At 66.3% G+C, this 26730-nt stretch carries 24 protein-coding genes; 12 read left to right on the top strand and 12 right to left on the bottom strand.

All coding sequences use genetic code 11. From position 1 onward, the window contains the following. Positions 1 to 10: 10 nt before the first annotated feature. Complete coding sequence (locus WG208_RS12385; RefSeq protein ID WP_337171674.1) at positions 11 to 1426, bottom strand: MFS transporter; 1416 nt, start codon at positions 1424 to 1426, stop codon at positions 11 to 13. A gap of 64 nt (positions 1427 to 1490) precedes the next feature. On the opposite strand from WG208_RS12385, the gene WG208_RS12380 reads away from it, so the two are divergent. Both WG208_RS12380 and WG208_RS12375 read left to right on the top strand, forming a co-directional pair. Further along, positions 1491 to 2090 carry a rhomboid family intramembrane serine protease gene (locus WG208_RS12380; RefSeq protein ID WP_337171673.1) on the top strand — a complete coding sequence of 200 codons (600 nt, stop codon included), beginning with the start codon at positions 1491 to 1493 and terminating at the stop codon, positions 2088 to 2090. 170 nt (positions 2091 to 2260) lie between these two features. Continuing rightward, entirely contained in the window at positions 2261 to 4240 is a 1980-nt protein-coding gene (locus tag WG208_RS12375) for a M20/M25/M40 family metallo-hydrolase (RefSeq protein WP_337171672.1), read from the top strand. A gap of 15 nt (positions 4241 to 4255) precedes the next feature. Here the strand turns inward: WG208_RS12375 and WG208_RS12370 are convergent, their stop codons facing one another. Next, a complete protein-coding gene (locus WG208_RS12370; RefSeq protein ID WP_337171671.1) occupies positions 4256 to 5716 on the bottom strand; it encodes an HDOD domain-containing protein in 1461 nt (486 codons plus the stop codon). A gap of 209 nt (positions 5717 to 5925) precedes the next feature. On the opposite strand from WG208_RS12370, the gene WG208_RS12365 reads away from it, so the two are divergent. Both WG208_RS12365 and WG208_RS12360 read left to right on the top strand, forming a co-directional pair. Then, positions 5926 to 6309, top strand: a complete 384-nt coding sequence (locus WG208_RS12365) for a Rid family detoxifying hydrolase (RefSeq protein WP_337171670.1) — start codon at positions 5926 to 5928, stop codon at positions 6307 to 6309. A gap of 164 nt (positions 6310 to 6473) precedes the next feature. Then, a complete protein-coding gene (locus tag WG208_RS12360; protein WP_337171669.1) occupies positions 6474 to 7127 on the top strand; it encodes a (4Fe-4S)-binding protein in 654 nt (217 codons plus the stop codon). A 95-nt stretch (positions 7128 to 7222) separates the two neighbouring features. Here the strand turns inward: WG208_RS12360 and msrA are convergent, their stop codons facing one another. The 3 genes from msrA to WG208_RS12345 are packed head-to-tail and all read right to left on the bottom strand — an operon-like array spanning position 7223 to position 9050. After that, positions 7223 to 7747, bottom strand: a complete 525-nt coding sequence (msrA, locus tag WG208_RS12355) for a peptide-methionine (S)-S-oxide reductase MsrA (RefSeq protein WP_337171668.1) — start codon at positions 7745 to 7747, stop codon at positions 7223 to 7225. Then, positions 7737 to 8294, bottom strand: a complete 558-nt coding sequence (gene msrB, locus WG208_RS12350) for a peptide-methionine (R)-S-oxide reductase MsrB (RefSeq protein ID WP_337171667.1) — start codon at positions 8292 to 8294, stop codon at positions 7737 to 7739. The genes msrA and msrB overlap by 11 nt, the downstream gene beginning before the upstream one ends. Positions 8295 to 8318: 24 nt before the next feature. After that, positions 8319 to 9050 (bottom strand): copper resistance protein NlpE N-terminal domain-containing protein, encoded by a 732-nt coding sequence (locus WG208_RS12345; RefSeq protein WP_337171666.1) that lies wholly within the window; start codon positions 9048 to 9050, stop codon positions 8319 to 8321. A gap of 93 nt (positions 9051 to 9143) precedes the next feature. Between WG208_RS12345 and WG208_RS12340 the strand changes: the two genes are divergently transcribed. After that, positions 9144 to 10757, top strand: a complete 1614-nt coding sequence (locus WG208_RS12340; protein ID WP_345787000.1) for a YdiU family protein — start codon at positions 9144 to 9146, stop codon at positions 10755 to 10757. Between the two features lie 36 nt (positions 10758 to 10793). Here the strand turns inward: WG208_RS12340 and WG208_RS12335 are convergent, their stop codons facing one another. Next, the gene (locus tag WG208_RS12335) at positions 10794 to 11201 is read right to left on the bottom strand and encodes a hypothetical protein (RefSeq protein WP_337171664.1); all 408 of its coding nucleotides are present in this window, start codon (positions 11199 to 11201) and stop codon (positions 10794 to 10796) included. A gap of 122 nt (positions 11202 to 11323) precedes the next feature. Here WG208_RS12335 and WG208_RS12330 point away from each other — a divergent pair, with 122 nt between their 5' ends. Beyond that, positions 11324 to 12295 carry a DUF1080 domain-containing protein gene (locus tag WG208_RS12330; RefSeq protein ID WP_337171663.1) on the top strand — a complete coding sequence of 324 codons (972 nt, stop codon included), beginning with the start codon at positions 11324 to 11326 and terminating at the stop codon, positions 12293 to 12295. A 12-nt stretch (positions 12296 to 12307) separates the two neighbouring features. Here the strand turns inward: WG208_RS12330 and WG208_RS12325 are convergent, their stop codons facing one another. Next, positions 12308 to 12943, bottom strand: coding sequence for a DUF4126 domain-containing protein (locus WG208_RS12325; protein WP_337171662.1), 636 nt, complete (start codon positions 12941 to 12943; stop codon positions 12308 to 12310). A gap of 58 nt (positions 12944 to 13001) precedes the next feature. Here WG208_RS12325 and WG208_RS12320 point away from each other — a divergent pair, with 58 nt between their 5' ends. Beyond that, complete coding sequence (locus WG208_RS12320) at positions 13002 to 13544, top strand: hypothetical protein (RefSeq protein WP_337171661.1); 543 nt, start codon at positions 13002 to 13004, stop codon at positions 13542 to 13544. Between the two features lie 16 nt (positions 13545 to 13560). Then, positions 13561 to 13992 carry a DUF6524 family protein gene (locus tag WG208_RS12315; protein ID WP_337171660.1) on the top strand — a complete coding sequence of 144 codons (432 nt, stop codon included), beginning with the start codon at positions 13561 to 13563 and terminating at the stop codon, positions 13990 to 13992. Between the two features lie 103 nt (positions 13993 to 14095). Here the strand turns inward: WG208_RS12315 and WG208_RS12310 are convergent, their stop codons facing one another. Then, positions 14096 to 14743, bottom strand: a complete 648-nt coding sequence (locus tag WG208_RS12310; RefSeq protein ID WP_337171659.1) for a hypothetical protein — start codon at positions 14741 to 14743, stop codon at positions 14096 to 14098. 340 nt (positions 14744 to 15083) lie between these two features. On the opposite strand from WG208_RS12310, the gene WG208_RS12305 reads away from it, so the two are divergent. Genes WG208_RS12305 through WG208_RS12290 form a run of 4 tightly spaced genes read left to right on the top strand, consistent with a single transcriptional unit; the run spans position 15084 to position 21159 of the window. Beyond that, positions 15084 to 16826 carry a trypsin-like peptidase domain-containing protein gene (locus WG208_RS12305; RefSeq protein WP_337171658.1) on the top strand — a complete coding sequence of 581 codons (1743 nt, stop codon included), beginning with the start codon at positions 15084 to 15086 and terminating at the stop codon, positions 16824 to 16826. Between the two features lie 28 nt (positions 16827 to 16854). After that, on the top strand, positions 16855 to 18219 hold the full coding sequence (locus tag WG208_RS12300) for a serine/threonine-protein kinase (protein ID WP_337171657.1): 1365 nt from the start codon (positions 16855 to 16857) through the stop codon (positions 18217 to 18219). A gap of 46 nt (positions 18220 to 18265) precedes the next feature. After that, complete coding sequence (locus tag WG208_RS12295) at positions 18266 to 19207, top strand: Stp1/IreP family PP2C-type Ser/Thr phosphatase (RefSeq protein ID WP_337171656.1); 942 nt, start codon at positions 18266 to 18268, stop codon at positions 19205 to 19207. After that, positions 19204 to 21159 (top strand): serine/threonine-protein kinase, encoded by a 1956-nt coding sequence (locus WG208_RS12290; RefSeq protein ID WP_337171655.1) that lies wholly within the window; start codon positions 19204 to 19206, stop codon positions 21157 to 21159. The genes WG208_RS12295 and WG208_RS12290 overlap by 4 nt, the downstream gene beginning before the upstream one ends. Before the next feature lie 164 nt (positions 21160 to 21323). Here WG208_RS12290 and WG208_RS12285 read toward each other — a convergent pair whose 3' ends face one another. From WG208_RS12285 to WG208_RS12270, 4 genes are all read right to left on the bottom strand, one after another. Then, a complete protein-coding gene (locus WG208_RS12285; protein WP_337171654.1) occupies positions 21324 to 21602 on the bottom strand; it encodes a hypothetical protein in 279 nt (92 codons plus the stop codon). After that, positions 21602 to 22186, bottom strand: coding sequence for a DUF6438 domain-containing protein (locus WG208_RS12280; protein ID WP_337171653.1), 585 nt, complete (start codon positions 22184 to 22186; stop codon positions 21602 to 21604). The genes WG208_RS12285 and WG208_RS12280 overlap by 1 nt, the downstream gene beginning before the upstream one ends. Further along, entirely contained in the window at positions 22183 to 25644 is a 3462-nt protein-coding gene (locus tag WG208_RS12275; RefSeq protein ID WP_337171652.1) for an Ig-like domain-containing protein, read from the bottom strand. The genes WG208_RS12280 and WG208_RS12275 overlap by 4 nt, the downstream gene beginning before the upstream one ends. Before the next feature lie 218 nt (positions 25645 to 25862). Beyond that, positions 25863 to 26606 (bottom strand): hypothetical protein, encoded by a 744-nt coding sequence (locus tag WG208_RS12270; protein ID WP_337171651.1) that lies wholly within the window; start codon positions 26604 to 26606, stop codon positions 25863 to 25865. Positions 26607 to 26730: the final 124 nt, after the last annotated feature.

The following is a 26730-nucleotide window of genomic DNA, read 5'->3' as shown; positions in this document are numbered from 1 at the left end:
TGAACTGACGCTACAGCGGGGTCGAGCGTACCGTGGAGGGTTTGGTCACTGTCAGCGTCACCATCGCACCGAGCACCGCCAGTGTGCCCAGTGCGAGAAAGGCGCCCGTCGTCCCGCCCGTTGCCGCGCGCACACGGCCGATGAGATCAGGTCCGAAATGCCCGCCGAGGTTGCCGATGCTGTTGATCCAGGCGATACCGGCCGCCGCCGCGGACCGCTGCAGAAAGGCGGTGGGGAGCGACCAGAAGGTCGCGAAAAACGCCAGCACACCACTGGCCACGAGCACGAGACCGAACAGCGAGGGGATGATGGCGTGTCCCACCAGCGAAAGCACTGCCAGACCGGTTGCCGTCAGCCCCAGAGCGCCAGCCACATGCCACCGCCGCTCACCCGTGCGATCGGAGTGTGCGCCCGCCCAGACCATCGCGAGCCCGGCAATGCTCCAGGGAATCATCGACAGCAGACCGATCTCGAAATACGCCGTACGATCGATCCCGAGCTCCTGGATGATGGTGGGCATCCAGAAATTCACGCCATAGAGCGAGACCGTCCCCGCGAAATACACGAACGCCAGCGCCCACACGCGTCGATCGGTCATGGCGGCTTTCACCGTGGCCGGATCGTGGCCGGCGTGTGAAGCCTCCTTGCCCTGCACCAGGGTGCTGGCCGCACGGGCGGCGCGGTCGGCCTCGAGCCGATGTTCCACCAGTTCACAATCGCGGGGCGACAGCCAGCGTGCCTGTCGGGGACCGTCGGGCAGCCAGCGCAGGACGGCCACCCCCATGAGTATCGACGGAATGCCTTCGATCACGAACAGCCAGCGCCATCCGCTCCACGCGCCCGAGCCATCGAAGATGTTCATGATGAAGCCCGACAGCGGGCCGCCCACGACATTGGCCACGGCGATGGCCGTCATGAACCACGCCACGGTGCGCGCGCGGCGTGCGGCGGGAAACCAGTAGGTGAGATAGAGAATGATCCCCGGGAAGAACCCCGCTTCGGCCACACCGAGCAGCAGACGCAGCGCGTAAAAACCGAACGCGTCGGCCTCCACACCGAACCATCCCGGCAGTGGTCCCCACGGAATGCGATCCACGAAGGCGAACGCGCTCGAGATGATGCCCCAGCTGATCATGATGCGGGCGATCCAGCGCCGCGCGCCGAACCGTTCGAGCAGCAGATTGCTCGGCACTTCGAAGAAGAAGTAGCCGAGGAAGAAGATACCGGCTCCGAAACCGTAGATCGCATCGGACCATTCGAGCTCCGCCGCCATCTGCAGCTTGGCGAAGCCGACGTTCACACGATCGAGATAGGCGACGATGTAACAGAGAAAGAGCAGTGGCAGCAGGCGGCGTGCGATGCGGGAGAACATCGCATCGTCGTCGTACCGCACCGCGGTCGGGCCGGGGGTGGAACTCGGAGTCATGAGGCGAAGATACCGTTCGGGCAGCGACATCGCCCACATGATCCCGCCCCTCTACATTTTGTGAATGGCCAAGGCACCCATCGCCCGCACCGCCCGTTCGCGTGCGCTCCCGGTTTCCCGTTCGCTCAAGACCCAGATCTCGACGCTCGGCACCACGCTGGGTGCATTCTGGCTCACCTTCGTGGCGAACGGCATGCTCGGCGGCGCACTCATGCAATACGGCATCGTGCCGCGCACGGTCACCGGATTGCGCGGCATTCTGTTCGCGCCTTTTCTGCATGCCAACCTGCAGCATCTCATCGCCAACACCGTGCCGTTCGTGGCCCTGGGCTGGATGGTGATGCTGCGTGATGCGCGCCATTTCCTGCCGGTGACGCTGTTCTCGATGCTCGGTGCCGGCCTGTTCGCGTGGACCCTCGGTGCCCCGGGCTCGGTGCACATCGGCGCGAGCGGCGTGATCTTCGGCTATCTCGGATTTCTACTGCTGGCGGGTGTCTACTCACGCAGTGTGGCGAGCATTCTGCTCAGCCTCGTGACGGCCGCGCTCTGGGGCGGCCTCGTGCTCGGCATCGCGCCGGGCCAGGCGGGCATCAGTTGGCAGGCACACCTGGGAGGATTCCTGGGCGGGATTCTGGCGGCGCGGTGGTTTCGGAAGGGGCGGTGAACCGCGCGGGAACACACGAGGAACCCATCACGACTCGGCGCATCGTGCGCCGACACCCTTCAGCACTCGCCGGCAGTTGTGGGACACGAACGATGCACGCAACATCAGGGATCACATGATGAGCCTGCGCTGACTCGCCGCCGGCCACGCATCATTCCCTCGCCGTCTCCATGCGCCATACGCCCACTGCCGCCCTCGTCGCCGGCCTGGCCACCGCCACGTTGGCCAGCACCTTCCTGGCACCCGCCAGTCACGCCCAGCGCGGTGTCCCCCGCACCAGCACGCCGTCGCCCGACGCCGAGGTGTACCTGGTGCCGCTCACCATGCGGGGAGATACGGTGCGGGTCGGCGTACCGGCCAACCTCACGCGACGCGCGGGCTACGACAACCAGCCCATGTTCGCGCCCGACAGCCGCGCGCTCTTCTATACCGCCAATCTGGGCGACGGGCACACCGACATCTGGCGCCTCGATCTCTCCACCGGGCTCACCGCGCCCGTGCGGCGTACGGTCCCCGAAAGTGAATACTCGGCCGCCCCCATGCTCGGCGACACGGCGGCCCTGGCCGTGATTCGCGTGGAAGCGGACTCCACGCAGCGACTCTGGCGCCTGCCGCTGGGAAGCGGCGCACCGTCGGTCATTCTTCCGGACCTCAAGCCGGTGGGTTACTTCGCACAACCCGACGACTCCACCTGGGTGACCTTCGTGCTGGGCAGCCCCGCCACCTTGCAGGTCACGCACACGCGGCGCACCGGCGGAACAACGGGACCGTCGCGCACACTGGCACGCGACATCGGCCGCTCGCTGCATCGCATTCCCGGCACACGCTTCGTGAGTTTCGTGCAGAAAGGCGCACAACCCTGGCATGTCATGCGGCTCGACGTGAGCAGCGATCGCATCGACACGCTCGTCGCGCTGCCCGAAGGCACGGAAGACGTGACGTGGGTGGACAGCACCACGCTCCTCGCCGGGCAGGACACGAAACTGCTGCAATGGACACGCGGCAGCGACACCGGTCGCAATGCATGGCGCACGGTGGGGGATTTCGGCTTTGCGCATCTGGCGCGCATTTCGCGACTGGCCGTGAGTCCGAACCGGCAGTGGTTGGCGATGGTCGCCGAAGCGCAGCCGCGTGTGGCAACCGCCGCCAGCACCAGCGCCGCCGCGAAGTGGGTGGATCGTATCGACACCGCCCGGGTGCGTCGCGCCATCGGCATTCTCGCTGCCGACAGCATGGAAGGTCGCCTCACCGGTTCACCGGGTATGGAGCGTGCCGCGCGCTGGCTGGAACGGGAATACAAAGCCGCGGGCCTCGCCCCAGCCGGCGATTCGGGCACGTATCGCCAGCACATCCCGCTGCGCACCGCGCAGGGCCCCAACACGACTGGCCGTGTGCGTCCGGCACCCGTGGAATCGTGGGCGGCCTGGAATGCGCTGCCTGCCGATCAGCGGCTCCGCACGCAGAACATTGCCGGTGTCATTCGAGGCAGTGACCCGGTGCTGCGCGACGAAGTCGTGCTGGTCACCGCGCACTACGATCACATCGGCATCGGCCGGCCGGTGGACGGTGACTCCATCAACAACGGCGCCGACGACGATGCGTCGGGCAACGTGGCGCTGCTCGAAATCGCACGCGCCCTGCAGAACGGCCCGCGCCCCAAACGCACCATCCTCTTCGTGTCCATCACCGGCGAAGAAGTGGGCGGACTCGGCACCCGCTGGTATCTGCAGCATCCCCTGCTGCCACTCGAAAAAACGGTCGTCGATCTCAACATCGAGATGATCGCACATCCCGATTCTCTGACCGGGGGATTCGGACGCGCCTGGCTCACCGGCTACGAGCGCTCCACGCTGGGTGACCTGCTGGCAGACAACGGCATTCCGCTCATGCCCGATCCACGTCCCGGTCAGAGCTTTTTCACCCGCAGCGACAATGCGGCATTTGCACGCATCGGCATTCCGGCGCACTCGCTGTCGTCGTTCAATCTGGCCACGCCGTATCACCACCCGAAGGACGAAGCGGGCATCGTGAACGTGGCACACATGGCGCGGGTGATCGGCGCCACCGCCCGGGCCGTGCGGCTTCTCGCTGACGGTGACAAACCGACATGGCATCCGGGCGGACAGCCGGAGGCGCGAGTGGCGCGGTAGAACCAACCCACCGCGTCAGCTCCCCCGCCGCCTCCCGATGGCATCCACCACCAGATCGGCGATGGACTTCGCATACCGTACCGTCGCCCGATCCGGCACCTCGGCGGTTCCCATGCGATCGCAATAGATGCAGCCCACGATCTTGCCGAGGACCACCAGCGGGAACACACCGAACTGGGTGAGGCCCATCGACTGCACCCACCGCAATTCCACCGTGGTCAACGCACGATCGGCCGGGAGATACACGGCCTGCCGTTGCTGGGTGAGCGTGACGATGGGACCGCCGCGCACCGACACGGGGAAATCGAATTGCGCGAGCAGCGCTTCGACGCCGTCGCCCAGTCCGGCACGCGCGACCAGACGCAGCCGATCGGGCGTGAAGAGACAGGCCAGCACCCGATCGAACGGCCCGCCGCGCATCACGGCTTCGAGCGCGAGCAGCAGGACTTCGCCCACACCGGCGCCCGAGGCCACGTCCACTTTTTCCTCCACTTCCTGCCGCAACCGCACCCGCAACGCGATCACCCCAGCCGGCCCCGTCGCGGTCGGGGTGTCATCATCACGCGCCGTGACACTCTCGCCCAGTGCCCCACGGGCAGCGGTGGTGAGCTGACGGAACCGCAACCGGTCGGTGGCGATCTGCGGATTCACGAACAACTCGCGCGTTTCCTCCATCGCGTCGGTGACGATCCCGCCGATCTGTTCCCGTGTGAGCTTCACGCGCGCGCCATGCTGTTCGATCACCGCCTCCACGGCATGCGGGCCGTCGCCGGTGTGTCCGTCCAGCCGATACAGGGCCTGGGTGAGATCGTGACTGAACGACGTCACCGCCGCCGACAGGGATGCCGAAGCGGTCGCGCGTGCACGGATCCCCTGCACGACGCTGTCGGGCATGCCCCAATGACGTGAGACTTCCACCCCGAGATCGGCAAAGGGAAACCCCAGCACGATGCGCGTGGCCGCACTCTCGCTGTGGGCCCCGTCGGCCATGAGCGCACGAATGCGTGTGTAATCCTCGGGGAAATGTCCGGCCACCAGCACTTCCCCGAGATTGCGGAACATGCCGCAGAGATGCGCTTCTTCGGGATCCTGCAACTGCAGCCGGGTGGCCGCGGCCCGCGCATGGTTGGCGGTGAGCAGCGACAGCAGCATCAGCTCCTTCAACTCGGGCGACTTGCGCGCGTAGTTCTCGAACAGCAGCAGACTGCCCGCCAACTGCCGCACGGTGCGGGCGCCCAGCATCATCATGGCATGGGTCGCGCTCTGGATCGCGCGGGCACCGCGCCGGTAGTGCACGCTGTTGGCGGTGCGCACCACCGACAGGGTCAGACTGTATTCCCGCAGGACCACGTTCGCGAGACGCTGCAGGGAATGCGCGTCGTCATCGAGCGCCGACAGCGTGTCGATGATCTGCTTGGACAGCGCCGGAAAATCGGCCCCTTCGAGAATGCGCGACAGGCGCTGCCTGACGGGCATGGGGTCGGTTGCGGCGGCTGAATGGTCGGGGTGGGACATCATGGATAGTATCGGCAGGTCCGTGCGGTATCTTCCTTCCGACGATCATTCCGATGATCGTCGCGGTTACGCCGGTTGGCGATACTCCGGTTGGCGATATACGGGTTGGCGACGCGCCGGCCGGCGATACGCCTCCGGCTCTGCCTTTCATCTCTCCTCCCCCCTCCCTCATGTCCCGCTCGACCGCCTTCAGCCCGCGCGGCCCTCAGGCCATCGGCCCCTATTCGCACGCCACCTGGGCGGGTGATCTGCTGTACTGCTCCGGCCAGACGCCCATCGACCCGACCACTGGCAAACTCATCGACGGTGATGTCGCCGCCCAGACCCATCGGGTGTTCGACAACCTGCAAGCCGTGGTGGAAGACGCCGGGCTGACGATGGACGATGTGATCAAGTGCAACGTCTATCTCACCGATATGGCAAACTTCGCGGCCATGAATGGGGCGTACGGGACGCGCTTCACGGCGCCGTATCCGTCGCGCACGACGGTGGCGGTGGCCGGGCTGCCGCTCGGGGCGGCGGTCGAGATCGAGTTGATCGCGAAGAAGGGGTAGTGAGTTCCGGGTTTGCAGTTCGGGGGTGAACAACCGGGTCACACCGGGTCACGGGACGCAGGTCTCGTGACCCGTGACCCGATTGTTCACCGCCACACTGCAAACCCGCGACTCTCAACCCGACCGTTCACCCAACCCCCGCCCTCGCCCCGGAACGCCCGCTCATGCACCTCGAGCACCATTCCGACCGCTTCCGCCTCAGCATGCCGGTGGCCGCGCCTCCCGCGGAGGCCTGGGCATTGCTCATCTCGCCCAAAGGCATCGCCAAGTGGTGGGGTCCGCATGTCTCACTCGATCCGCAGCCGGGCGGCGCACTACGGGAGGTGTGGCGCGACGACAGCGATCGCGAGGTGATCACGTCGGGAACCGTGAGGCACCACGAGCCCGGACACCTGATCGAGTTCTCCTGGGCCGATGACGACTGGGACGCGTCGACCACCGTGCGCTGGTCGTGCGAGGCCACACCCGACGGGTCCATCGTGCACATCGAGCATGCCGGATGGACCGCGCTTCCCGCATCGCGACGCGAAGTGCTCCGCCAGGTGCACGTGGAAGGGTGGTCCAGACATCTGGAGCGCTTCGCGGCCCTGCACGAACTGACGCGGGAATATCCGGCGCAGCAGCTCACCGTGGAATGGCGTCAGGGACGCTGCTGGCACAGCGGCAACTGCGTACGCGCCCTTGGCGTCGTCTTCAATCCGAAACGCAAGCCGTGGATCGACACATCGGGTGCAACGGACGCCGAGATCGAGAGCGCAGTGGCAAAATGTCCGAGTGGAGCGCTGAGGATACGGCGGAACAGCGGTCGCGAGTTGTGAGTGATGGGTTTGGGGGCGAACAACAGGGTCGTGGGTCACGAGACCCGTGACCCGTTGCCCGGCAGTTCACCTCTGAACCCACCACCCGCAACGCGTCACCGCATGTAGTGACAACTGTACCCCCCAGGATTCTTCCGCAGATAATCCTGGTGATAGCCCTCGGCGCTCCACCACCGGGCTTCGGGCACGATCTCCGTCACGATCGGTTTTGCCCAGAGTCCACTGGACTGCACCCGCGCCTTCACGCGTTCCGCCGTTTCGCGCTGCGCCTCGGTGGTGTAGAAGATCGCGCTTCGGTACTGCGTGCCGATGTCGTTGCCCTGACGATTGGCCGTCGTGGGATCGTGCATGCGGAAGAACCAGTCTTCCAGCAGCGTCTCGTAACTCAGCACGGTCGGATCGAACACGATACGCACACTCTCCGCATGACCGCTCTTGCTGTCGTGCGTGTCGTGATACGTGGGATGTTCGAGCCAGCCTCCCGTGTACCCCACGTCGGTGTCCAGCACGCCGGGAATGGCGCGCAGCAACTCTTCCATCCCCCAGAAGCAGCCGCCGGCGAGAATGGCCACTTCTTCCGGACGGACGACCCCGTTGTCGGGCGCTGCGTCAGCCGCCATGAGCACCGCCGTGTGCGCCGCCGTCCTTCCGTTCCCCGCCCTGTTCTCCGGCGAACAGGGGCAGGAACTCGCCATAGCCTTCCTGCTCGAGTGCCGCCAACGGCACGAAACGCAGCGACGCGGAGTTGATGCAGTACCGCAGGCCGCCGGCTTCACGCGGTCCATCGGGAAAGACGTGGCCGAGGTGGGAGTCGCCGTGTCTGGAGCGCACCTCGATGCGGCGCATGCCGTACGCCGTATCCTCGTGTGCCGTGACGTTGGAAGCCACCGGTGTCGTGAAACTCGGCCAGCCCGTGCCGGAATCGAACTTGTGCACCGAGGCAAACAGCGGCTCACCGCTCACCACGTCGACATACAGTCCGGCTTCATGATGATCCCAGTACGCGTTGCGGAATGGCGGCTCGGTGCCGCACTGCTGCGTGATGGCGTACTGCTCGGGAGTGAGCGTGCTGGCAAGCTCTTCGCGGGACGGCTTCGCATACCGCGCGGTGGCCGCCGTATCCGCGCTGAGGTTGGCGCTGGCGTTGGAACGATCGATGTTGTCCATGGTCCTTTCTTGTATCGTCGACGGTCAGCGACAGTTCCCGTTGGCCGATGGCCCGACGTATTTCGTGACCTCGAACGCATCCCGCGCGGAGCCTTCCATGTCGGCCGGACGGGGGACGAAGCGTCCACGGACTTCCACCTGCTGCCCGCTGCCCGTCGGCAGCTTCGCCGCCGTGTACGCCCGCTCGAGCGCCTTGTAGTCGCCCTTCATGACCACGGGAACGGTCTGACCCGTGGCACACTCGCGGAAGGTGGGCGCATCCGCCCAGTAGACGAACGTGCCCACGAAGGTGGCCATGTCACTGACGGCATCCAGGGCATCGGTGCGTGTCAGATGCATCGGCAGCGGACTGTCGATGGGGTTGCCGGCCAGGTCGAGCATGCGCAGGGTGTCCCCGTGCACCAGGGACCAGCGGCCCACCACGCCGGTGTCGGCTTCCAGCGTCAGCGTCCGTCCATCGAACTGCCAGCGCCCCGTGCGCACGAAGGGCGTCTTGCTCTTGCCATCGTACGTTTCCCGCAGCCGGTAGACGCTGTCCGGCCAGACGGAGAGGGTGGTGAGGAGTCCGGAACAATCGGCGCACGGAAGGGTCCCGGTATAGGTGGCCGGTGCAATCGACGCGATCGTGATCGTCGGTCCGGTCTTCACCGCCGAGTCGGCATGCTGCCCGGGCGTGTCACCTCCGCCGCAGGCAGCCATCAGCGCCGCCGCCACCGTGATCCCCAGGGCTGCCGACCGCGTCCGTGCGGGGGTCATCGTCTTGATCCTCTTGACCATCTGTCCAGTTTTCCCGTTGTGGAGACGTACTCGTAAAGACGTACTCGTGAAGACCTTTTCGTGAACGCCCAGGTGAAGACGCTGCATTTCGACAATCGCTTCGTCGAAGAGCTCCCCGGTGATCCTGATTCGCGGAACCAGCGGCGACAAGTGCTGGGTGCCGCCTGGAGTGCCGTCATGCCCACGCCGGTGCAGGCCCCGCGCCTGCTCGCGGTGTCGCTCGACATGGCTGAGCGGCTCGGATTCTCGCTGGAACAGACCGCGTCGCCGGAGTTCGCGGCGGTTTTTGGCGGCAATGCGCTGCTGGAGGGCATGCAACCGTGGGCGGCCTGCTACGGCGGTCACCAGTTCGGACACTGGGCGGGGCAGTTGGGAGACGGACGCGCCATCTCACTCGGTGAAGTGGTGAACGCGGCCGGCGAACGCTGGGAGCTGCAGCTCAAGGGCGCCGGCCCCACGCCCTATTCACGCACGGCGGACGGACGGGCGGTGTTGCGCTCATCCATCCGGGAGTTTCTCTGCAGCGAGGCCATGCATCACCTGGGCATCCCCACCACGCGCGCGCTGTCGCTGGTGACGACGGGAGAGGCGGTGGTGCGGGACATGTTCTACAACGGCAATCCCGGCCCCGAGCCCGGTGCGGTGGTCTGTCGCGTGGCGCCATCGTTCGTGCGGTTCGGCAACTTCGAGATCTTCACCGCGCGGCACGATCTCGCGTTGCTGGAACGGCTCGTCGATTTCACCATCGCCCGGGATTTTCCGCATCTCGAGGGTGATCCCGCGGCGCGACGGGCCGCCTGGTTTCACGAGGTGTGCGAGCGTACGGCGCGGCTGATGGTGCACTGGATGCGCGTGGGGTTCGTGCACGGCGTCATGAACACCGACAACATGTCCATTCTCGGGCTCACGATCGACTACGGCCCGTACGGATGGCTGGACGACTTCGATCCGCACTGGACGCCCAACACCACGGATGCGCAGGGACGCCGGTACCGTTATTCGCAGCAACCGGCGGTGGCACAATGGAATCTGATGCGCCTGGCCGACGCCGTGGCGCCGCTGTTCCCCGATGTCACGCCGCTGCAAGCCGGACTCGATCACTACGGCAACGTGTTTCTCGAGGAGCACGAAGCCATGCAGGCCGCGAAGTTCGGCTTTCTCCGCCATGGCCCCGACGAGGCGGCGCTCATCACCGAGGCGTTCGAACTGCTGCAGCGCGCCGAGATCGATTTCACCCGTTTCTTCCGCGCACTCGGCGGGATCGCCGCCGTACCCGACGAAGCATCACACGAAGCATCGCGTGACACCTCGGGGAACACATCCAGCACATCGGCGGTGGCGCTGCTGGGCGACGTGTTCTACGATCCGGCCCGACGCGACGCGGAAGCCGCCGCCCTCTCGGGGTGGCTGCGGCGCTGGTATGCCGTGGTACAACGCCAGCGCCCCGATGCCACCGCGCGCCGCCACGCCATGCACGCGGTCAATCCCTGGTTCGTGCTTCGCAACTACATCGCGCAGCAGGCCATCGATGCGGCGACGGCCGGCGATCCGTCACAGGTGCATCTGCTGCTCGACGTACTGCGTCGACCGTACGACGAACAACCCGAACACGCACATCTCGCCGAGCGGCGCCCCGAATGGGCCAGACACAAAGCGGGCTGCTCGATGCTGTCCTGCAGTTCGTAGGGCGATATACCGTGCTTTCCGGGACGTGTCGCCGCGTCAGCGCGTCTCCATCTCCATCTGCCGGCGCAGCACCACGGTCACGAACCGCAGCGCATCGGCCTGATTGAACACGGCGCCCTCCCGGCCATCGCCCACCTCGAACACCTTCATGCCGATCCCTTCGATATCGAAGCGCAGACGGTTGTCGGCGTATTTGACATTCTGAATGTGCGTGGCCGGCACGTGGATCACGCTGTTGGGCAGGAAGACGTGCACGGAGTCGCCGACCACTTCGAGGCCGACCGTGCGGTCCATGCTCAGAACCTGCAGGTCGTCGGGCCCCAGCATTCTTGCCGAAGCGATCGACTTGGCGGCGGCTTCCGCGACCTTCGTCTGCTCGTCCTTGCAGGCGGTGAGCAGCAGCAGGGCAACACAGAGGCCGGATGTCAGTGAGATGCGACGCATGGCGGGAACGTGGTGCGTGAGACGGGTACCGGCCAGTGGTGTCCTTCACATTCTGCCGGCATCTTCAACAATAGGAGATCACGCGGCGTTCGACCAACCCCATCTTCCCGAGGATCCGCATCATGGCCCATGTGCCGTCCGTGCCGTTGTCCATCCGAGCTGCCGTGATGGGCGCGCTGCTGATCGCGGCACCGCTCACGGGGTCTCAGCGACTCGGCGCGCAGTCGGGCGCCCCGGTCATCGGCCGATGGGATCTCACCGTGCAGGGGCCCAACGGGAGTTATCCCTCGTGGCTCGAAGTGAGTCAGTCGGGCATCCGTACGCTCGTGGGACGTTTCGTGGGCAGCGGCGGCAGCGCCCGCCCCATTTCGAAGGTGGAATTCGTCGACAACACCCTGCGGTTTGCGATTCCGCCACAATGGGAACCGGAGCCCAACGACCTGCGCGTGGAAGCCACCTTCGCGGACGATCGGCTCACCGGCACCTTCGTGACACCCCGCGGCGATACACATCGGTTCACCGGCGTGCGCGCGCCCTTGCTGCGCCGCACCGGCACGCCCACCTGGGGCACGGCCATCACGCTCTTCGATGGCCGGTCGATGGACGCCTGGACGCCACTCGGTGGCACCAGTCAGTGGGCCATCGTGGATGGTGTGCTCACCAACCGCCGGCCGGGCGCCAATCTCGCCACGAAGCAGCACTTCACCGACTTCAAGCTGCACCTCGAATTCCGCTATCCGAAGGGTGGCAACAGCGGCGTGTATCTGCGCGGGCGGTACGAAGTGCAGGTGGAGGACAACGGGGACCTCGAACCCACGCCGGTGCACCTCGGCGGCGTGTACGGCTTTCTCACCGCCAATGAAAACGCTTCGAAGGGACCGGGTGTCTGGCAGACCTACGACATCACGCTCATCGGGCGGCGCGTGACGGTGGTGCTCAACGGCAAGACCGTCATTGCCGATCAGACCATTCCGGGCATCACCGGCGGCGCGCTCGACAGCAACGAAGGCGCACCAGGGCCGATCTACCTGCAGGGCGATCACACGGCGGTGGAATACCGCAATATCGTCATCACGCCGGCGAAGGGACCGTAAGACGCCGCGGACTCAAGGCCCCCGCGGCACACGGGGCGGGCCGATGTCCTCACTCGCGACCCGCGCGCCACGGCGACCGAAAATCACGCCGTGCACCCGACGCGTGAAGAACACCAGCAGCAGTACCACGGCCACCAGCGTCAGGATGGGCAGGAAGATCGCGAACGCGCTGGTCACCACGGCGCTCACCAGTTCGAGCGTCGACACCACCGGGTTGCCGATGCCGCCCGTCAACGTGGTGCTCTTGAAACGGGTGAACACCGTCGCGCCCTGCGTCATGCCGGCCGCGCCCGCTGCCAGCAATACCGCACTCCACTTGAGCAACGGCGGCAACTCCACCACCACCGAGGCCGCGGCGAGCATCCCGGCGATCATGGCGGCGGGTGTGGCGACCAGATCGAGCAACTGATCGAGCCACGGCACGGCATACGCGCCCACTTCGAGCACCGTCGCCGTGCCCAGTGCGGCCAGCGCCGGTGTGCTGGCCAGCCATTCGAATCCCGGTGACAGCGGCAACACGCCGGTCTTAGCGGCCACGGCGGCGGCCAGCAGGGGTACGAAGACACGAAAACCGGCCGCCGCTGCGAGGCCGAGGCCAACCGCCACGCCGATCAGGGCGTCCGCGGAAACGGGCAAAGCCGGAATCATGCATGAGAGATAGCGTCTTCCCGTTCCGCGCGCGAATCCGACGCGCTACCCTCTCCGCATGCGCATTCTCGGCTGGCTCTTTCTGACGACGCTCTCGCTCGTGCTCATGGCGCAGCTCGCGGTGCTCGGCGCTCCCCTGAAATTGCCCGAGGCGCCGGCCGGCATCGTGAGCTTCGAGCTGGCGTTCAGCGCCGCCCGGGCCACCCACATCGTCGACGCCTGGCGGGGACAGAATCTGCTGGAAACCGCACGGGTCCACCTGGGGATCGACGTGGCGTTTCTGCTCGTCTATCCGTGGTGCTTCTTCACCGGCATCCGCCTCCTCCAGACCGTCGAGCAACGGCACGGTCCTTCGCGATTCTGCGATCTGGGACACGTCCTCGCGTGGCTCGTACTGCTCTGCACGCCACTCGACGGTCTGGAGAATCTCCTGCTCTGGCAGACGATCACATCGGGCGCGACTCCCGCGCGCGCCCTGCTTGCCGGAACCGCCGCGACCTTCAAGTTCCTGTTGGTGGTGGCGGCACTGCTGTGGTGCCTGACCGCCGTCGGACGCTGGTGGCTGCGCCGGCACCAGCGTTCCCTGCTTTCTCCACCCTGACTCTGCCTTTCACCCCATGGCCAACGACCCGGGTCCCCGCGGCCTCCTGCTGCGCGCCGTTGCGGCACTGTTTCTCGTCTTCGCGACCTACAATCCCGAGGGGATTTCGTACTTCCACTGGGCGATCGCGCCGCTGCGCACCGGTGTGCAGACCTCCGGTCCGGCCTCGCTCAAGTTCCTGGCCGGTCTCGCCCTGCTGGCGGCGTGGGTCGTGTTCCTGAACGCCACCCGACGTTCCATCGGACTGGGCGGCGCGATGATCGTGCTGGCCATCTCCGGTGGACTGGTATGGCTGCTGCTCGACCTCGGCATCGTGAGCGCATCCTCGGGACGGGGACTCACGCACGTCGTGCTCTTCTGCACCGCCCTCCTGCTGGCCGTGGGCATGAGCTGGTCGCATCTGTCGCGCCGCCTGAGCGGTCAGGTGGACATGGACCAGACCGACTGACGCTACGCCTGCCGCTGAGACAGGCCCTGCAACCGGCCCGGCGACGCTGCCACGGTTCTACGACTCACCCGACGATCGTCCCCGCCTCACGGCCGTCGGGTCGTCATTTGCCGAGACCGATCGCGAGACCGGCGCGCACCACGAGATTCTGACCGGTTCCACTCGATCCACTCACCGTCGTCTGTCCGTAGCCGGGGACGTTCACTTCGACGTCCCCGAAGCGGATCATGCCGAAGGTGGCGCCGAGATCGAGATTGATGCGCGGTGACATGCGGAACAGCAATCCGCCGCCCACATTGACCTGCCCACCGCTGGCCTCGGCCTTCAGATCGACGGAGCTGACGCCATCGGTGAGATCCAGATCGATGGACTGGCGCAGGTACGCGAACCGCGCCGAGATGTAGGGCGCGACCTGCGCACTGCCCACATCGATCACGCGACGCGGCTCGAAGAACGCTCCCGTCAGCCTGACCTTGTATCCTTTGAAGCCGGGTTCATTCAGATCGTGCGACGACATCTGTCCGCCGACCCCGAATGACCACACGCTCGGCGTGTACCGCAATTGCGCTTCGGCTCCGGCGCCCGGCTTGAGTCCTTCATAGGCATCACCATACGCGCCCACATAGAGGCCGGATGCCTGCACGGAGAAACGCTGCGCCGACTGCGCCGACAGCGCTCCGGCAAACGGCGCGGCGAGCGCACCGCAGCACAGCGCGGCCGTCAGAAAGGAAGAACGACGAACTGCGGACATGGACCGATCCTCGAAGGCAGGAGTGTCCGGAGAGGCCAGGCCCGACGTGACCATGGATCTCCGATCTGCCTACACACGCGCAAACCGCCGACGGACCAGCTCACGCGCGGCACCCCGATCGATCTCCCACCTGGTCCCTGTGATGATGTCCCATCGATCCCTGCAGGTCGGTGCGGGTCGGTGCGGGTCGGAGCACCCATCGGCCCCCGGCATGAGCTGTTTTGGCACGGGACTGCGCGTGGGTGAATGAGCGATGCCAGATGACCGTGGCCTCCACACCGGTCCGCATGCGCTCCACATCCCGGTGCCGCCCGCACCGCCTCTCATGGAGATCTCAGCAATGGAACGCGTCGTCCTCCGCCATCTGAAAGGGTCGAAGGCCAGTCAGCTCGAGGAATTCCCGCTGGAGCAGTTCGCCGAACTCACCATCGGCCGCGATCCCAGTGCCGGCGTGCGGTTCGACCCGGACAAGGACGACCTCGTGGGTCGACAGCATGCCCGTATCGCCCGCGATGCCAACGATCCCTATCGGTTCACACTGACCGATCTGAACAGCCGCAACGGCACGTTCCTCAACAAACTGCGCGTGGTGGGCGATCGTCCGCTGCAACCGGGCGACGTGATCCAGCTTGGCGCCGGCGGTCCGGAACTGCAGTTCGACATCGATCCGTTGCCGGCCATGTATGTGAAGGCCACGCGTCTTGGCGGAGCCGTGGCGGGTGTGGCGGAAACGCGCGTCGGTGCGCCACCGGCGGCGTCCGGATCGTCCGGGTCCGGCGGGACGGGCAACGCACCCGCGCCGACCAACAGCATCGGCAAGGCCACGGTGGAGCGCATGATTGGCGAGACCCGCAACCAGGGTCGTCGCAACATGTTCGCGGTCCTCGGCGTCGCGGCCGCTCTGATCATCGGCGTGGTGGGGTACAATCGCCTGCAGGCCGACAAACTCGAGGAACAGGGCGGCAAGACCAAGGCCCGTCTCGACAGTCTGGGCAAGGCGACGGGCCGCGCGGGGGAATTGTCGAAGCAACTGCAACCGGCGGAGATCGCGGCCGCGCATTCCCCGGCCGTGGTGCAGGTGGATTTCAGCTGGAAGCTCACGCATCGGGGTTCGGGCGGACAGGTCTATCATCGCCTCGTGCCCAACGTCATCAAGATGCGCGACGGGTCGCGTCGTCCGATCGTGGACAACGGTCGTCAGATGGTTCCCGCGTACGTGCAGGTGGGCAGTGCGATCGAACCGGCACTCACACTCGATCAGAATGCCGGTGAACCCATCGGCGTGAGTTCGCGCGGCTCGGGCTTCGTCGTGACGTCCAACGGTTTCATCATCACGAACCGGCACGTGGCGTACAACTGGCAGACGTGGTATCGCTTCAATCCGAACGACGTGGGTCCGATTCTCGACGGACGCACCGGTCAGCCGATGCTCGACGAAGGCGGCAATCCCGTCGTGACACGTCCGCCGGGTCAGTGGATTCCGTCGGAAACGAAGCAGGCCGGTCCCAAGGGTGACATCGGCGACTTCCAGGCCCGCGTGGAATATCTGTACGTCCGCTTTCCGAAGGACCCGACACCGTTCGAAGCCGCCAACGTGCGTCCCTCGCAGCGTCACGATGTCGCGCTCATCAAGGTCGACGCACCGCAGGCACTGTCGTACGTCAACATGGAAGACACCTACGACAAGACGCGACAGGGTGATGCCGTCACGGTCATGGGATACCCGGGCGTGTCCGACGAAGTGATCACCGTGATCAAGTCGCGTGACATGTTCAACCGCGAGGCGCAGCAGCGCATCCTGCCCGATCCGACGCTGTCCACGGGCAACATCGGCAAGATCCTGCGGGCCGCCGATACCGAAGTACGCGACGGATTCATCACGCTGGCTCCCGGTGGTGACACCTATCAGCTGACGATCAACTCCACGGGTGGTGGCAACAGCGGCGGGCCGATGTTCGATGCCTTCGGCAACGTCATCGGCATCTACTTCGCCGGCAAGACCACCGACGCGCAGATCTCGTTCGCGATCCCGATCCGGTACGCCATGGAGCTGCTCAAGATCGGCGACCCGACCGCGCGCTGACCGTCCCCTGCCCGCAGACATTCCGCCCATGTCCCCCGCTCTCATCAGACGTGCGACGATCGGTCCGTACCGGGTCATCGATTTCGTGGGAGCGGGTGGCATGGGCGCCGTGTATCGGGTGATGCATCGCGACACCGGTCAGGTGGCCGCGATCAAGATGCTCAATGAAACAGCGGTGGGTGGCACGGGGCTCGAGCGGTTCCGCAACGAAGCCCGCATTCACCAGGCACTGGTGCATCCGAACATCGCGCGCATGTTCGGCTATCTCGAGGTCGATGGTCTGCCCTGCCTGGTGATGGAGTACATCGACGGCGAATCGCTCGACGAGCGGTTGCGCCGCGCCGGTCCCATGAGTGTGCCGGAGGCGTTGCGCGTCTTCACCGCGCTCGCCGAGGGTGTGGAATACGTGCACAGGAGCGGCGTGGTGCACCGGGACCTCAAGACGAACAATGTGCGCATCAGTGAAAACGGCACGGTGAAGCTGCTCGATTTCGGCATCGCCATGGCCCCCGGTGCGCCGCGTCTCACCAGCACGGGCAATGTGGTGGGTACCTTGCAATCGCTCGCGCCCGAGCAGCTCACCACGGGGCGCGCCGAGCCGCGTTCGGACATCTGGGCGCTCGGCATCGTGCTGTACGAGATGCTCACCGGCATTCCACCGTTCGCCGCCAATGCACCCGGATTGCTGGGTGAGCACATCCTCAAGGGCAGTTACTCGCCGCCTTCCGCGCTGCGCACCGCGGTGACGCGTGACGTGGACCGCGTGGTGGCGCGATGTCTGCGTGTGCGTCCCGATGACCGCTATCCGTCGGTGACCGCACTGCTCGAGGACATCCGCCGGCTGCATGCGGATGCCGATGCACCGGCCGGTGGACTGCTGCCGGGATGGGGCATCATCTCGGAACCGTCGGCCTTGCTGCGCAAACAGATCAGCCGGAGCGGCGAGGTGGCGCGACGCGCCTCCCGCGAATGGCGTCTGGTGCTGGCGGGGCTCGTCTCGGTGGTCGCGCTGGCGTTCTTCATCGTGACCCTGCAGAGCCCCTCCGACGGCGGCGATCCCCGGAAATCCGATTCGACGGAGGTCGGCGGGGGTGTCGGTATGGGCGGACACACGGGCAGCGGTACGGGCAGCGGTGTGACCGGTCACGCGGATGGCGGCAATGCATCCCGAACCCTGCGTCGGGTGACCATCCGCGTGCTCGAAGGCCGGGCCGACGTGTATCGCGACGACGTGCCCGTGGGCACGACGCCCTATCAGCTCGAGGCGCCACTCGGTGCCGAAATCTCGCTGGTGCTTCGGCGCGCCGGCTGCGACGACACGCCCGTGCGTTTGCGCATCACCGAAGGTCTCGATGCGGTGATGGAAAGCATGCGGCGCTGTCGGACTCCCTGACATTCATCGCATTCTCTCCAGTCATCCTGGTCATCACGAGCGCGTCATGTCGTTACTGCAAACCGTCGTCGGTTGGTTCACCGGCCAGAGCACGGCCTCTCCCGCTTCGTCCGCGCGCCGACATGTCGATCCGCTGCGCGATACGAACGATCAGCGACGGGTGGTGGCCGCCGCCGCACCCTGGCATCTCGAGACCGGCACGGCCACCGATCCGGGTTGTGTGCGGGAACTCAATGAGGACGCGTTGCTGCTGCGGGTTCCCGATTCCGAACGGGCGATGCGCCAGCATGGTGTGCTGGCCCTCGTGTGCGACGGCATGGGGGGACACGAAGCCGGTGAAGTGGCCAGTGCACTCGCGCGCGACACGATCGTGCACACACTCGACGTCAATGACACCCAACTGCCCGACGCGCTGGTACAGGCCATCCAGGCAGCCAATCGTGCCATTCACGATGCCGGACGCCGGCAGCCCGCGTTGCGCGGCATGGGCACGACCTGCTGTGCGCTGATCCTGCGCGACGGCGCCGCCTGGTGCGCACACGTGGGCGATTCGCGCTGCTATCTGCTGCGGGGAGGCGATCTCCTCCTCATGACGGAAGACCACTCCGCGGTGATGGACATGGTGCGGCGCGGCATCCTCTCGCTCGAAGAGGCGCGTCATCATCCGGACAAGAATGTCATCTCGCGGGCCCTGGGCAGTCATGCCTCCATCGAGGTGAGCAGCTGGAATCATCCCTTCATCGTGCAACCCGACGATGTGTTTCTGCTCTGTTCCGACGGACTCTACGATCTCGTGAGCGATGAAGACATCCGGACGGTGATGACCCACGGATTGCCGCACGCGCAGGTGGCCTGCGACCGGCTCATCGCGCTCGCCCGGGAACGGGGTGGTCTCGACAACATCTCGGCGGTGATCGTGCATCTCCGTGCGGCCGATCGTCCGGCGGCAGCGCCCGGCATCACCCGCACGATCGGAATCGTGTCATGATCGGGCGTGTCGTCGGGAACTACCGCATCGTCGACCGGCTCGGCGACGGGGGGATGGGCAGTGTGTACCGGGCGGTCGATCGCATGCTCGACCGTGAAGTGGCCATCAAGGTGCTGCGCCCCGATCTCGCGCGGAAGGAAGCGCTGGTGGAGCGTTTCCGGCAGGAAGCCAAGGCGCTGGCGCGTCTGAGTCATCCGCGCATCGCCACGCTGCACGGTCTCGAGCAACACGGCGACGAACTGCTGATGATCATGGAGTTCGTGCGTGGCGACACACTGGAAACGATCGTGGAACGCTCGGGGCGCATCACCTGGCCGCGGGCGTGCGAATTGTGCATCGCCATGCTCGATGCGCTCGATCATGCACACGATATGGGCGTGGTGCACCGCGACATCAAGCCGGCGAACGTCATGCTGGCGCACAATGGCGCCGTGAAGGTGATGGACTTCGGCATCGCGCGCATGCTGGGTCGCAGCCGACAGACCCAGGTGGGACACGCGGTGGGCACGCCGATGTACATGGCGCCGGAGCAGCTGCGCGGTCAGGAAGTGGACGGCCGCACCGATCTCTATGCGGTCGGGGCGGTGCTCTTCGAACTCATCACGGGCCGCATGGCGTTCGACGCCGATTCGGACTATGCGCTCATGATGAAGAAGCTCAATGATCCCCCACCGCCGCCCAGTGAATTCGTGCCCGAGGTTCCGTCGATCGTGGACCACATCGTGTTCCGCGCGATGGCCAACGAACCGACACATCGCTTCCCGAACGCGATGGCGTTTTCGCAGGAGCTGGCACGGGCGCTCGAACTCGCACCGGCGGCGGCGCGCACACGGAACGAGAAGCGTTCCACCCCCGCACCGGAGACGCGGCTGGCGGTGGATGCCGGCCCGGACGATCACCCGGATGCGGATGTGGCGGACGCCGACGCACCCGTCACGCGCGAGCCGCAACGCGAATTGCGGCGTGAATTGCGGCGTGATGCGCGACCCGATGCGGGACCGGATGCGCATTCCGCCGGGTCGATCGCGGAAACCCGTCTTGCCGATGCCCGCCCGGTTGCACAAACGCGGCTCGCGGAGGCGTCGATCACGAGCACAGGGGAGTATCCGAAGCCCACACGGATCGGCTCTTCCATGGAGTCCACGGCAACCGGCAACGGTACGGGCATTACGGCGCATCGCTGGACCGACTGGCGTGTCTACGCCGCGGCGGGCGTGATCTTCGCCGCGGCCGGTCTGGGTGTACGGGCCTGGCGTACACCGCCGGCGCCTCCGCCGGAGCAGCCGGCCGCCGATACCGTGGCCGTCACTCCCGATCCAGCGGGCGGGGGTTCGGTCTCCAATGCGCCGGGCGAAGACGCCTCCTCGCTGCGTGTTCCGCCGGCCGCGGGACCGGTGCCGTCGGAACCCGTCGTTCCCCCTTCCTCTCCACCCGCCGGCTCGGGCAGCCGCGAGCGTACACCGAATCCCCCGGCGCAGCGTGCGCGAGGCGGCGGATCATCGGATGGATCGTCCGGCTCCAACGAACCTCCACGCAGCGGAGGCGACGATGTACGATCGGTTGTTCCACCCGTCACGCCGTCGCCGAGTCCTGCGCCCGCCACCGTGGAAACGGCGAGCGCGGCGCGTGACGCCATTCGCTCCGTGCTTTCGAATGCGTTGGGTGAACTCGCCCAGGTCTCCGGTGCGGAATCCCTGCTGCAGGGCAATCTCAGGAGCGACTGGGTCGCATTGGCCCGCGAAGGGCGTATCTCGGTGGGCGCGCCGCAGGGCCTCGACGTGGATCTCCAGGGATCCCATGCCAACGCCTCCTTCTCCTCCGACGTGAACGTGCGCTCGCCCTTTGGTGCGAACCGCAAGCGCTCGGGGCAATTCACGGCGGAACTGCAACGCGACGGCTCACGCTGGCGTGTGCTGAGCGTGCGGCCTTCGGGCGCGCTCTCGCTGAAATAGATCGAACAGACAACAACAAAAAGCGTCGCCACGGATTACGCGGATGGGGCGGAAACAACACGGATCAACAACGGGTGCTTTTCCGTAGTTATCCGTGCAGTTTCCGCCCCATCCGCGTAATCCGTGGCAACGCTTTTTTGTTGTTTGTGTTGTGTGCCCGCGCCTCAGCGCGTCGAAGCGGGCTTCTTCTTCGCAGCCGGTTTCACGGCCGGCGGCGCGGGGGCTTTTGTCGAGGCGCTGCCCGATGCACCGGCGCCGGCCGCCGCGTCACGGGCAGCAGCCTTTTTTGCCGTGGCTGCCGTCATCTTCCGCTTGGGATGTTTCTGCAGATGGTCACTCACCGCGTTCACGGCAGCCGTACCACTCACCGGCGCCGCCGAGGTGCTGCTGGCCGGTGGCTGCACGATCGCGAGAACCAGCGCGAGGGTCGTGGAGATCAACATCAGTCCGTTCCTCCGTTTCCGACGATCCAGGACGAGGTGCGCGCGACACTGTCGATCGCCGCACCGAATTGACGAATGAGAGCAGGAGCGCCCGTGCACCCCCCATCGAGACGCACGCGCCGACTGCGTGTTCCATCCTGCAGCGCGATGTTGATGGACGGGCCATCGGTCACGAAGTTGCCGCAGCCCGGCGTATCCTGTGTGTACAGGGTGTCCTTCAGCGCGAAGAAGCCCTGACGGAACCGCGCGAGCAGCGCCGCGACATCCGATGACGCGACCGCGCTCTTGTGGATGCCGCTGCTGCCCACGTGGTCCCGTCCATCGAAATACACACTGCCGTCGGTGAAGAGCGCCACGCTGTACACCGGGCACCGTCCGTAGCAGGGGCCGCGCTCCAGAAGGAGCGCGGCGGGCATGCTCGCGGTGGCCGGACCATCTGCCGACGACGTACCCGATTGGGTACCCGCCGGCATGGTCGTGGAATCCCCGGGATTCCGCTCGGCGGCCGGCGTACGGCACGCCGAACCGGTCACCGAGCCAATCACGAGCAGCGCGAACAGGGCGATGCGGGAGCGCATGTTCATCGACGGAGCGCTCCCGTGGCGGCATCGATGACGAGCCGCGCGCTCTTCGTGCCGTCGGAGACGTGCAGATCGAGCTGCTCGAGGCTGCCGAACTGCGAGAGGTTCAGCGTGCCGTTGCGCACCAGGGCGATCACGTCACCCGTGCTCCGGTCCCGCACCATCACGGCCGGTGTGGTGGCCGACGACCACACGAGTTCCGTGACACTTCCCGAACGACGCAGCCGCGCGAGGGCGTTCACCGGCGTGGCGGCCATCGCATCGTTCGCCGCCATGCTGAGTGCACTCACCCGTACGGCACTGCGCGCGGACGCCGCCGCACTCACTTCGCGCACCACCAGGCGTGCCACCGTGGCCTGCGCGGCGTCGCTGAGCGGCACCGCCACCACGAAGGCATCCTGTTCGCTGCGCGCGTCCTCCACCCGATGCGGCGTGAAGCGCCAGCTGAACACCTGACGGCCGTTCACATCGAACCCGTCGACCGCATGCGTGCCCTTGAGATCGAATGCCGCGGGCGACGCCGTGATCGAGAAGGCCGGGTCCACCGTGATGCCTGCCGCCGAAACCGCGCCGGACACCAGCAGCACCCGCGTGGCCGCGGCCAGGTTGCCGTAGCCGTTCGGATTCGCCTGACGGAAATCCATCACCCGGCGGTAGTTGTACGCGCTCACCCACTGGTTCGGGCAGTACGTCATGATGTCGTTCAGGACGGGGCCCTTGATCGCGTTGCCGCTGTACGTGTCCATGCCGTACACACCCGTGCGACCATCCGAGAACGGATAGTTCGGATCGGGGCCGGCTGCTCCACCACACGGCGAGTGCCGCAGGTTCATCGTATGCCCGAGTTCGTGCGCGAAGGTGAGCCGCGCTTCCAGCGGTCCGAAATCCGAACCTTCGTCCACACCGATCGCGGTGCGCGCCGGAATCCCGTTGGCCAACCCCAGCACCCCACTCGTGCCGCGGGTTCTCAGCAGACCGTAGTAATAGTGCGCGCCACCTTCGGTCTGCCGCACGATCTCCACGTCACGCACGAGACGGATCCAGTCGTCGAAATTCTGCGTGCCGACCGTGTAGTCGATGACCAGGGGCACACGGGCCGTGGCCGTGATGGTCTCGAACGGCCAGATCGACCGGAAGATGCTGAACAGCGAGTTGGTCGGTTCGCCGGTGGGCCCGCTCCGTCCCTGCTGCACGGGCACGATCTTCACCACCATCGGCGGCACCGTGATCACGTTGAGCGCCATCGAACCGACCTGCGGATACGTGTTGTCCGCTTCGTTCGATTCAGGAACGGTGTTGTTCGGATCGACATCCGCCACCAGCGAGACACCGGCCCTGATCATCGACCCAGGCAACGGGAAGTCCGCCGAGCAGCAACTCTCGTCCATCACCGTGGTGGGCGTGGCGGTGGCGATGGAGTTCGCGAGTTCGGTGCTGCCCTGGAACACACGCAGGCGGACCTGCACGGCGCCCAGACCCACCCGACTGCCGCGCACGAACACCCGGGCGACCGCTTGCCGGTTGGCCACGAGGGGAATACGGCCGTCCTGCTGCTGCACCGACTGCACCACGTACATGCCGGCGATGTCCAGATTCACGCTGCCGTCGGTGGCTGCCACCGTCACGGCGATCGAGGCCCCGACCCGCGGATCGGCCTGTGAGATGGCCGAAATGGTGGCCGTGCCCGGCGTGATCGCGCGAACCAGACCGGCCGTGGTCACCGTGGCGACATTGGTGTTGCTGCTCTGCCAGATGACGGCGGTGTTGCTGCTGCCGGTCACCGTACTGCGCGCCGACTGGGTCTGACCCGGCACGAGCGACATCACTGTGGGCGTGACCGCCACACTCACACCGGAATTCTGCGCGACCGTGGCGCTGATCTGATACGAACCGGTTTCGCCGGGATCGTACGTGGTCGCGTTCACGATGTACGAGCCGGCCGGGAACGTGGCCAGGATGCGCGCGTTCCGCGTCGTGCTCGACGCATCGTCGTTCTCGGCCACCACCGCACCCGTCGAAGCATTCTGCACCACGAGATACGCGTCGACTTCCGTACTCGTCATGTCGATCTGCAACGACGTGGGCGTGTTCACCGTGAGGGCGTACCGATGCAGATAGCGGGCACTGCCTCCGCCGTCTCCCAGCGCGCAATCGGTGCGACTGAGCGTGTTGATCGTCGCCTGACCGAGCACGAGGGTCTTGTTCACACCACACGGATCCACCGCCTGAGCCAGTGTGATGCGATACGAACCCGTCTGCCGGGGATACGCGGTCGCCAGCACCGTGTACCGGCCGGGATCGAGCAGCACTTCGAAGCGGGCGTCGGTGTCTTCACCGCTGTCGTCGTCCTGGGCGATGATGCGCTCGTTCTGGTCGATCAGCACGGCCACGGCATCGAAGGCCGTACTGGACACGTCCACGCGATAGATGGCGCGGGTCGTGACGTTGATGTCGTAGCGATCCTGATAGCTGCCGTCGTTGAGACGACAGGCCGACGTGGTCAGGTTGGTCGACAACGTCAGCGGGACAGTGGACGCGCGTCCCGTGGTGCATACGGCCGGCGCGGTGCGCAGTGTCAGCTGATACGCGCCATACGTGTTGGGACTGTAGGCGTTGGTGATGATTTCATAGCGACCGGCCGGCAGCGTGCGCATGATGCGCGCGTTGCTGCCCCCATCTCCGTCATCGTCTTCGTCGATGACGTTGAGATCGGTATCGGCGAGGAAGAGATAGGAGTCCAGCGCCGTGCTGGACATCAGGATCTCCACTTTCGTGCGGGCGGTCAGCGTGAAGCCATAACGCTGGATGGCCGTGCTGTCGCTCAGCTTGCAGTCGTTCGCCGTGAAAGTGCCCGACACTGTCTGCCCGAGCGTCACGGCCCGCACCACACTGCAGGGATTGGGTGCCACGGTGATGTTCGAGGTGCCCGTGACACCTTCACTCGCGGCACTGATGATGACCGAACCGGGCGCCACGGCCGACACCAGGCCTGTGGCCGACACGGTGGCGATGGTCGGTGCCGAGGAGTTCCACGTCACCGCACGTCCGGCCAGCGCAGCCCCATTGGCATTGCGCGGTTCGGCAGACAGCTGCAGGGGCGCGCGACTCACGGTGACCGTACCCGTGGAGGGCGTCACGGCCACCGTCGCCACCGTGGAACGCACGGTGACGGAGGCACTGCCGCTCACCCCGCCCACGCTGGCCGAGATGGACGTGCTGCCATCGGATACCCCGGTCACCGCACCCCCGGAAGAAACCGTGGCCACGGCGGTGTTTCCGGACGTCCAGGTCACCTGACGACCGGCGAGAATATTGCCGTCGGCGTCGCGCGGCGTCGCCGTCAGCGTGGACGACTGACCCGGCTGCACGCTGATCGTGGTGGGAGACACGTCGACGACGGCCACGGGTTTGGGCGCCGAAGCCTCACCGCCGCCGCACGCCGCGAACAGCAGCGTTGTCATGCTCACCCCCACCACCCGTGCCAGGCGGGTGGGGATCAGGTGGGACCATGCCCCACCACTGCCGGACCCGTTCACCTCGGAACGACCCCCGGCGCTTTCTCGCGTTCTGGCCCTGCGTACAGTCTCCGACTGCAGCGCCGGTCGACGTATGACATGCATTCCGTACTCCTCCGGTGACAGGTTCACACCCAACACGCGTAGAAGTGCACCCGGGCAGCTCACAACGCGAGTGGGGAATGTCCCGAACGTGTCCCGTTCTCTTCCACCGCCAGGAGAGCGGTCGCCAGGGGCGCCTGTCGTTCGATCGCCCGCGCTTCGGCGATCAGCGCATCGCAGACGAGTTGAGGATGGTGCGTTGGCGGCGTGGTCCGGAACGCCGGACCGGACGGCGATCCCCCCTCGGTGGACGATCGGTGCGCCTGGCTCAGCGCCCGGTTGCAGAGCAGGAACCGGTCGGTGGCGTCGATCATCAGCGGCTGCGCCCAGGTCACCGCCATGGCACGGGAGAGCGGCTGCGTGACCTCGTCTCCCGACAACCGGTACCAGGTCCGGCCCCGCGCCAGATAGAGCGGGGTGCTGCCGATGAACGCCCCATGGGCGACACCCTGATGCAGCAGCAGGGCCACGCCGCTCACCGTCACACCGCGCATGAACCGCAGCCGTCCCGCAGCCCCGCGGACCGCCTCACAACCGGCTTCGAGAGCCCGTACCAGCCAGTCCTCGCCATTCCGCGCGCCGCGCTCGAAATGCCGGACGACCGTTTCCACGAGCAGGCGGGCGGCCAGACCGACGCCGGGAGCGCCGCGGCATTCCACCACCACCGCCAGCACGCCCCGCGCCTCGAGCACGTCGGCCTCCACCGGCCGGATGACGCGCACATACACCTCGTGCCGGGGGTCCTGGCCGGCGGCGACACTCACTCCGGCACTGATCCGGGCTTCCACACTGTTCGACGACGCCATACCGGAACACGCGTCGGATTCGGGGGAGTTGGCTCACCAACAACAAAAAAACATTGCCGCGGATTACACGGAAGGGGCCGTAACAAAACGGATCAAAAACGGTTTTTACCGGTGTTATGCGGGG

It is taken from the genome of Gemmatimonas aurantiaca, from assembly GCF_037190085.1.
In the GTDB taxonomy this organism is placed as follows: Bacteria; Gemmatimonadota; Gemmatimonadetes; order Gemmatimonadales; family Gemmatimonadaceae; genus Gemmatimonas; species Gemmatimonas aurantiaca_A.
Note: the sequence above shows the minus strand (reverse complement) of the source record. Positions and strands in the feature narration are given on the sequence as shown.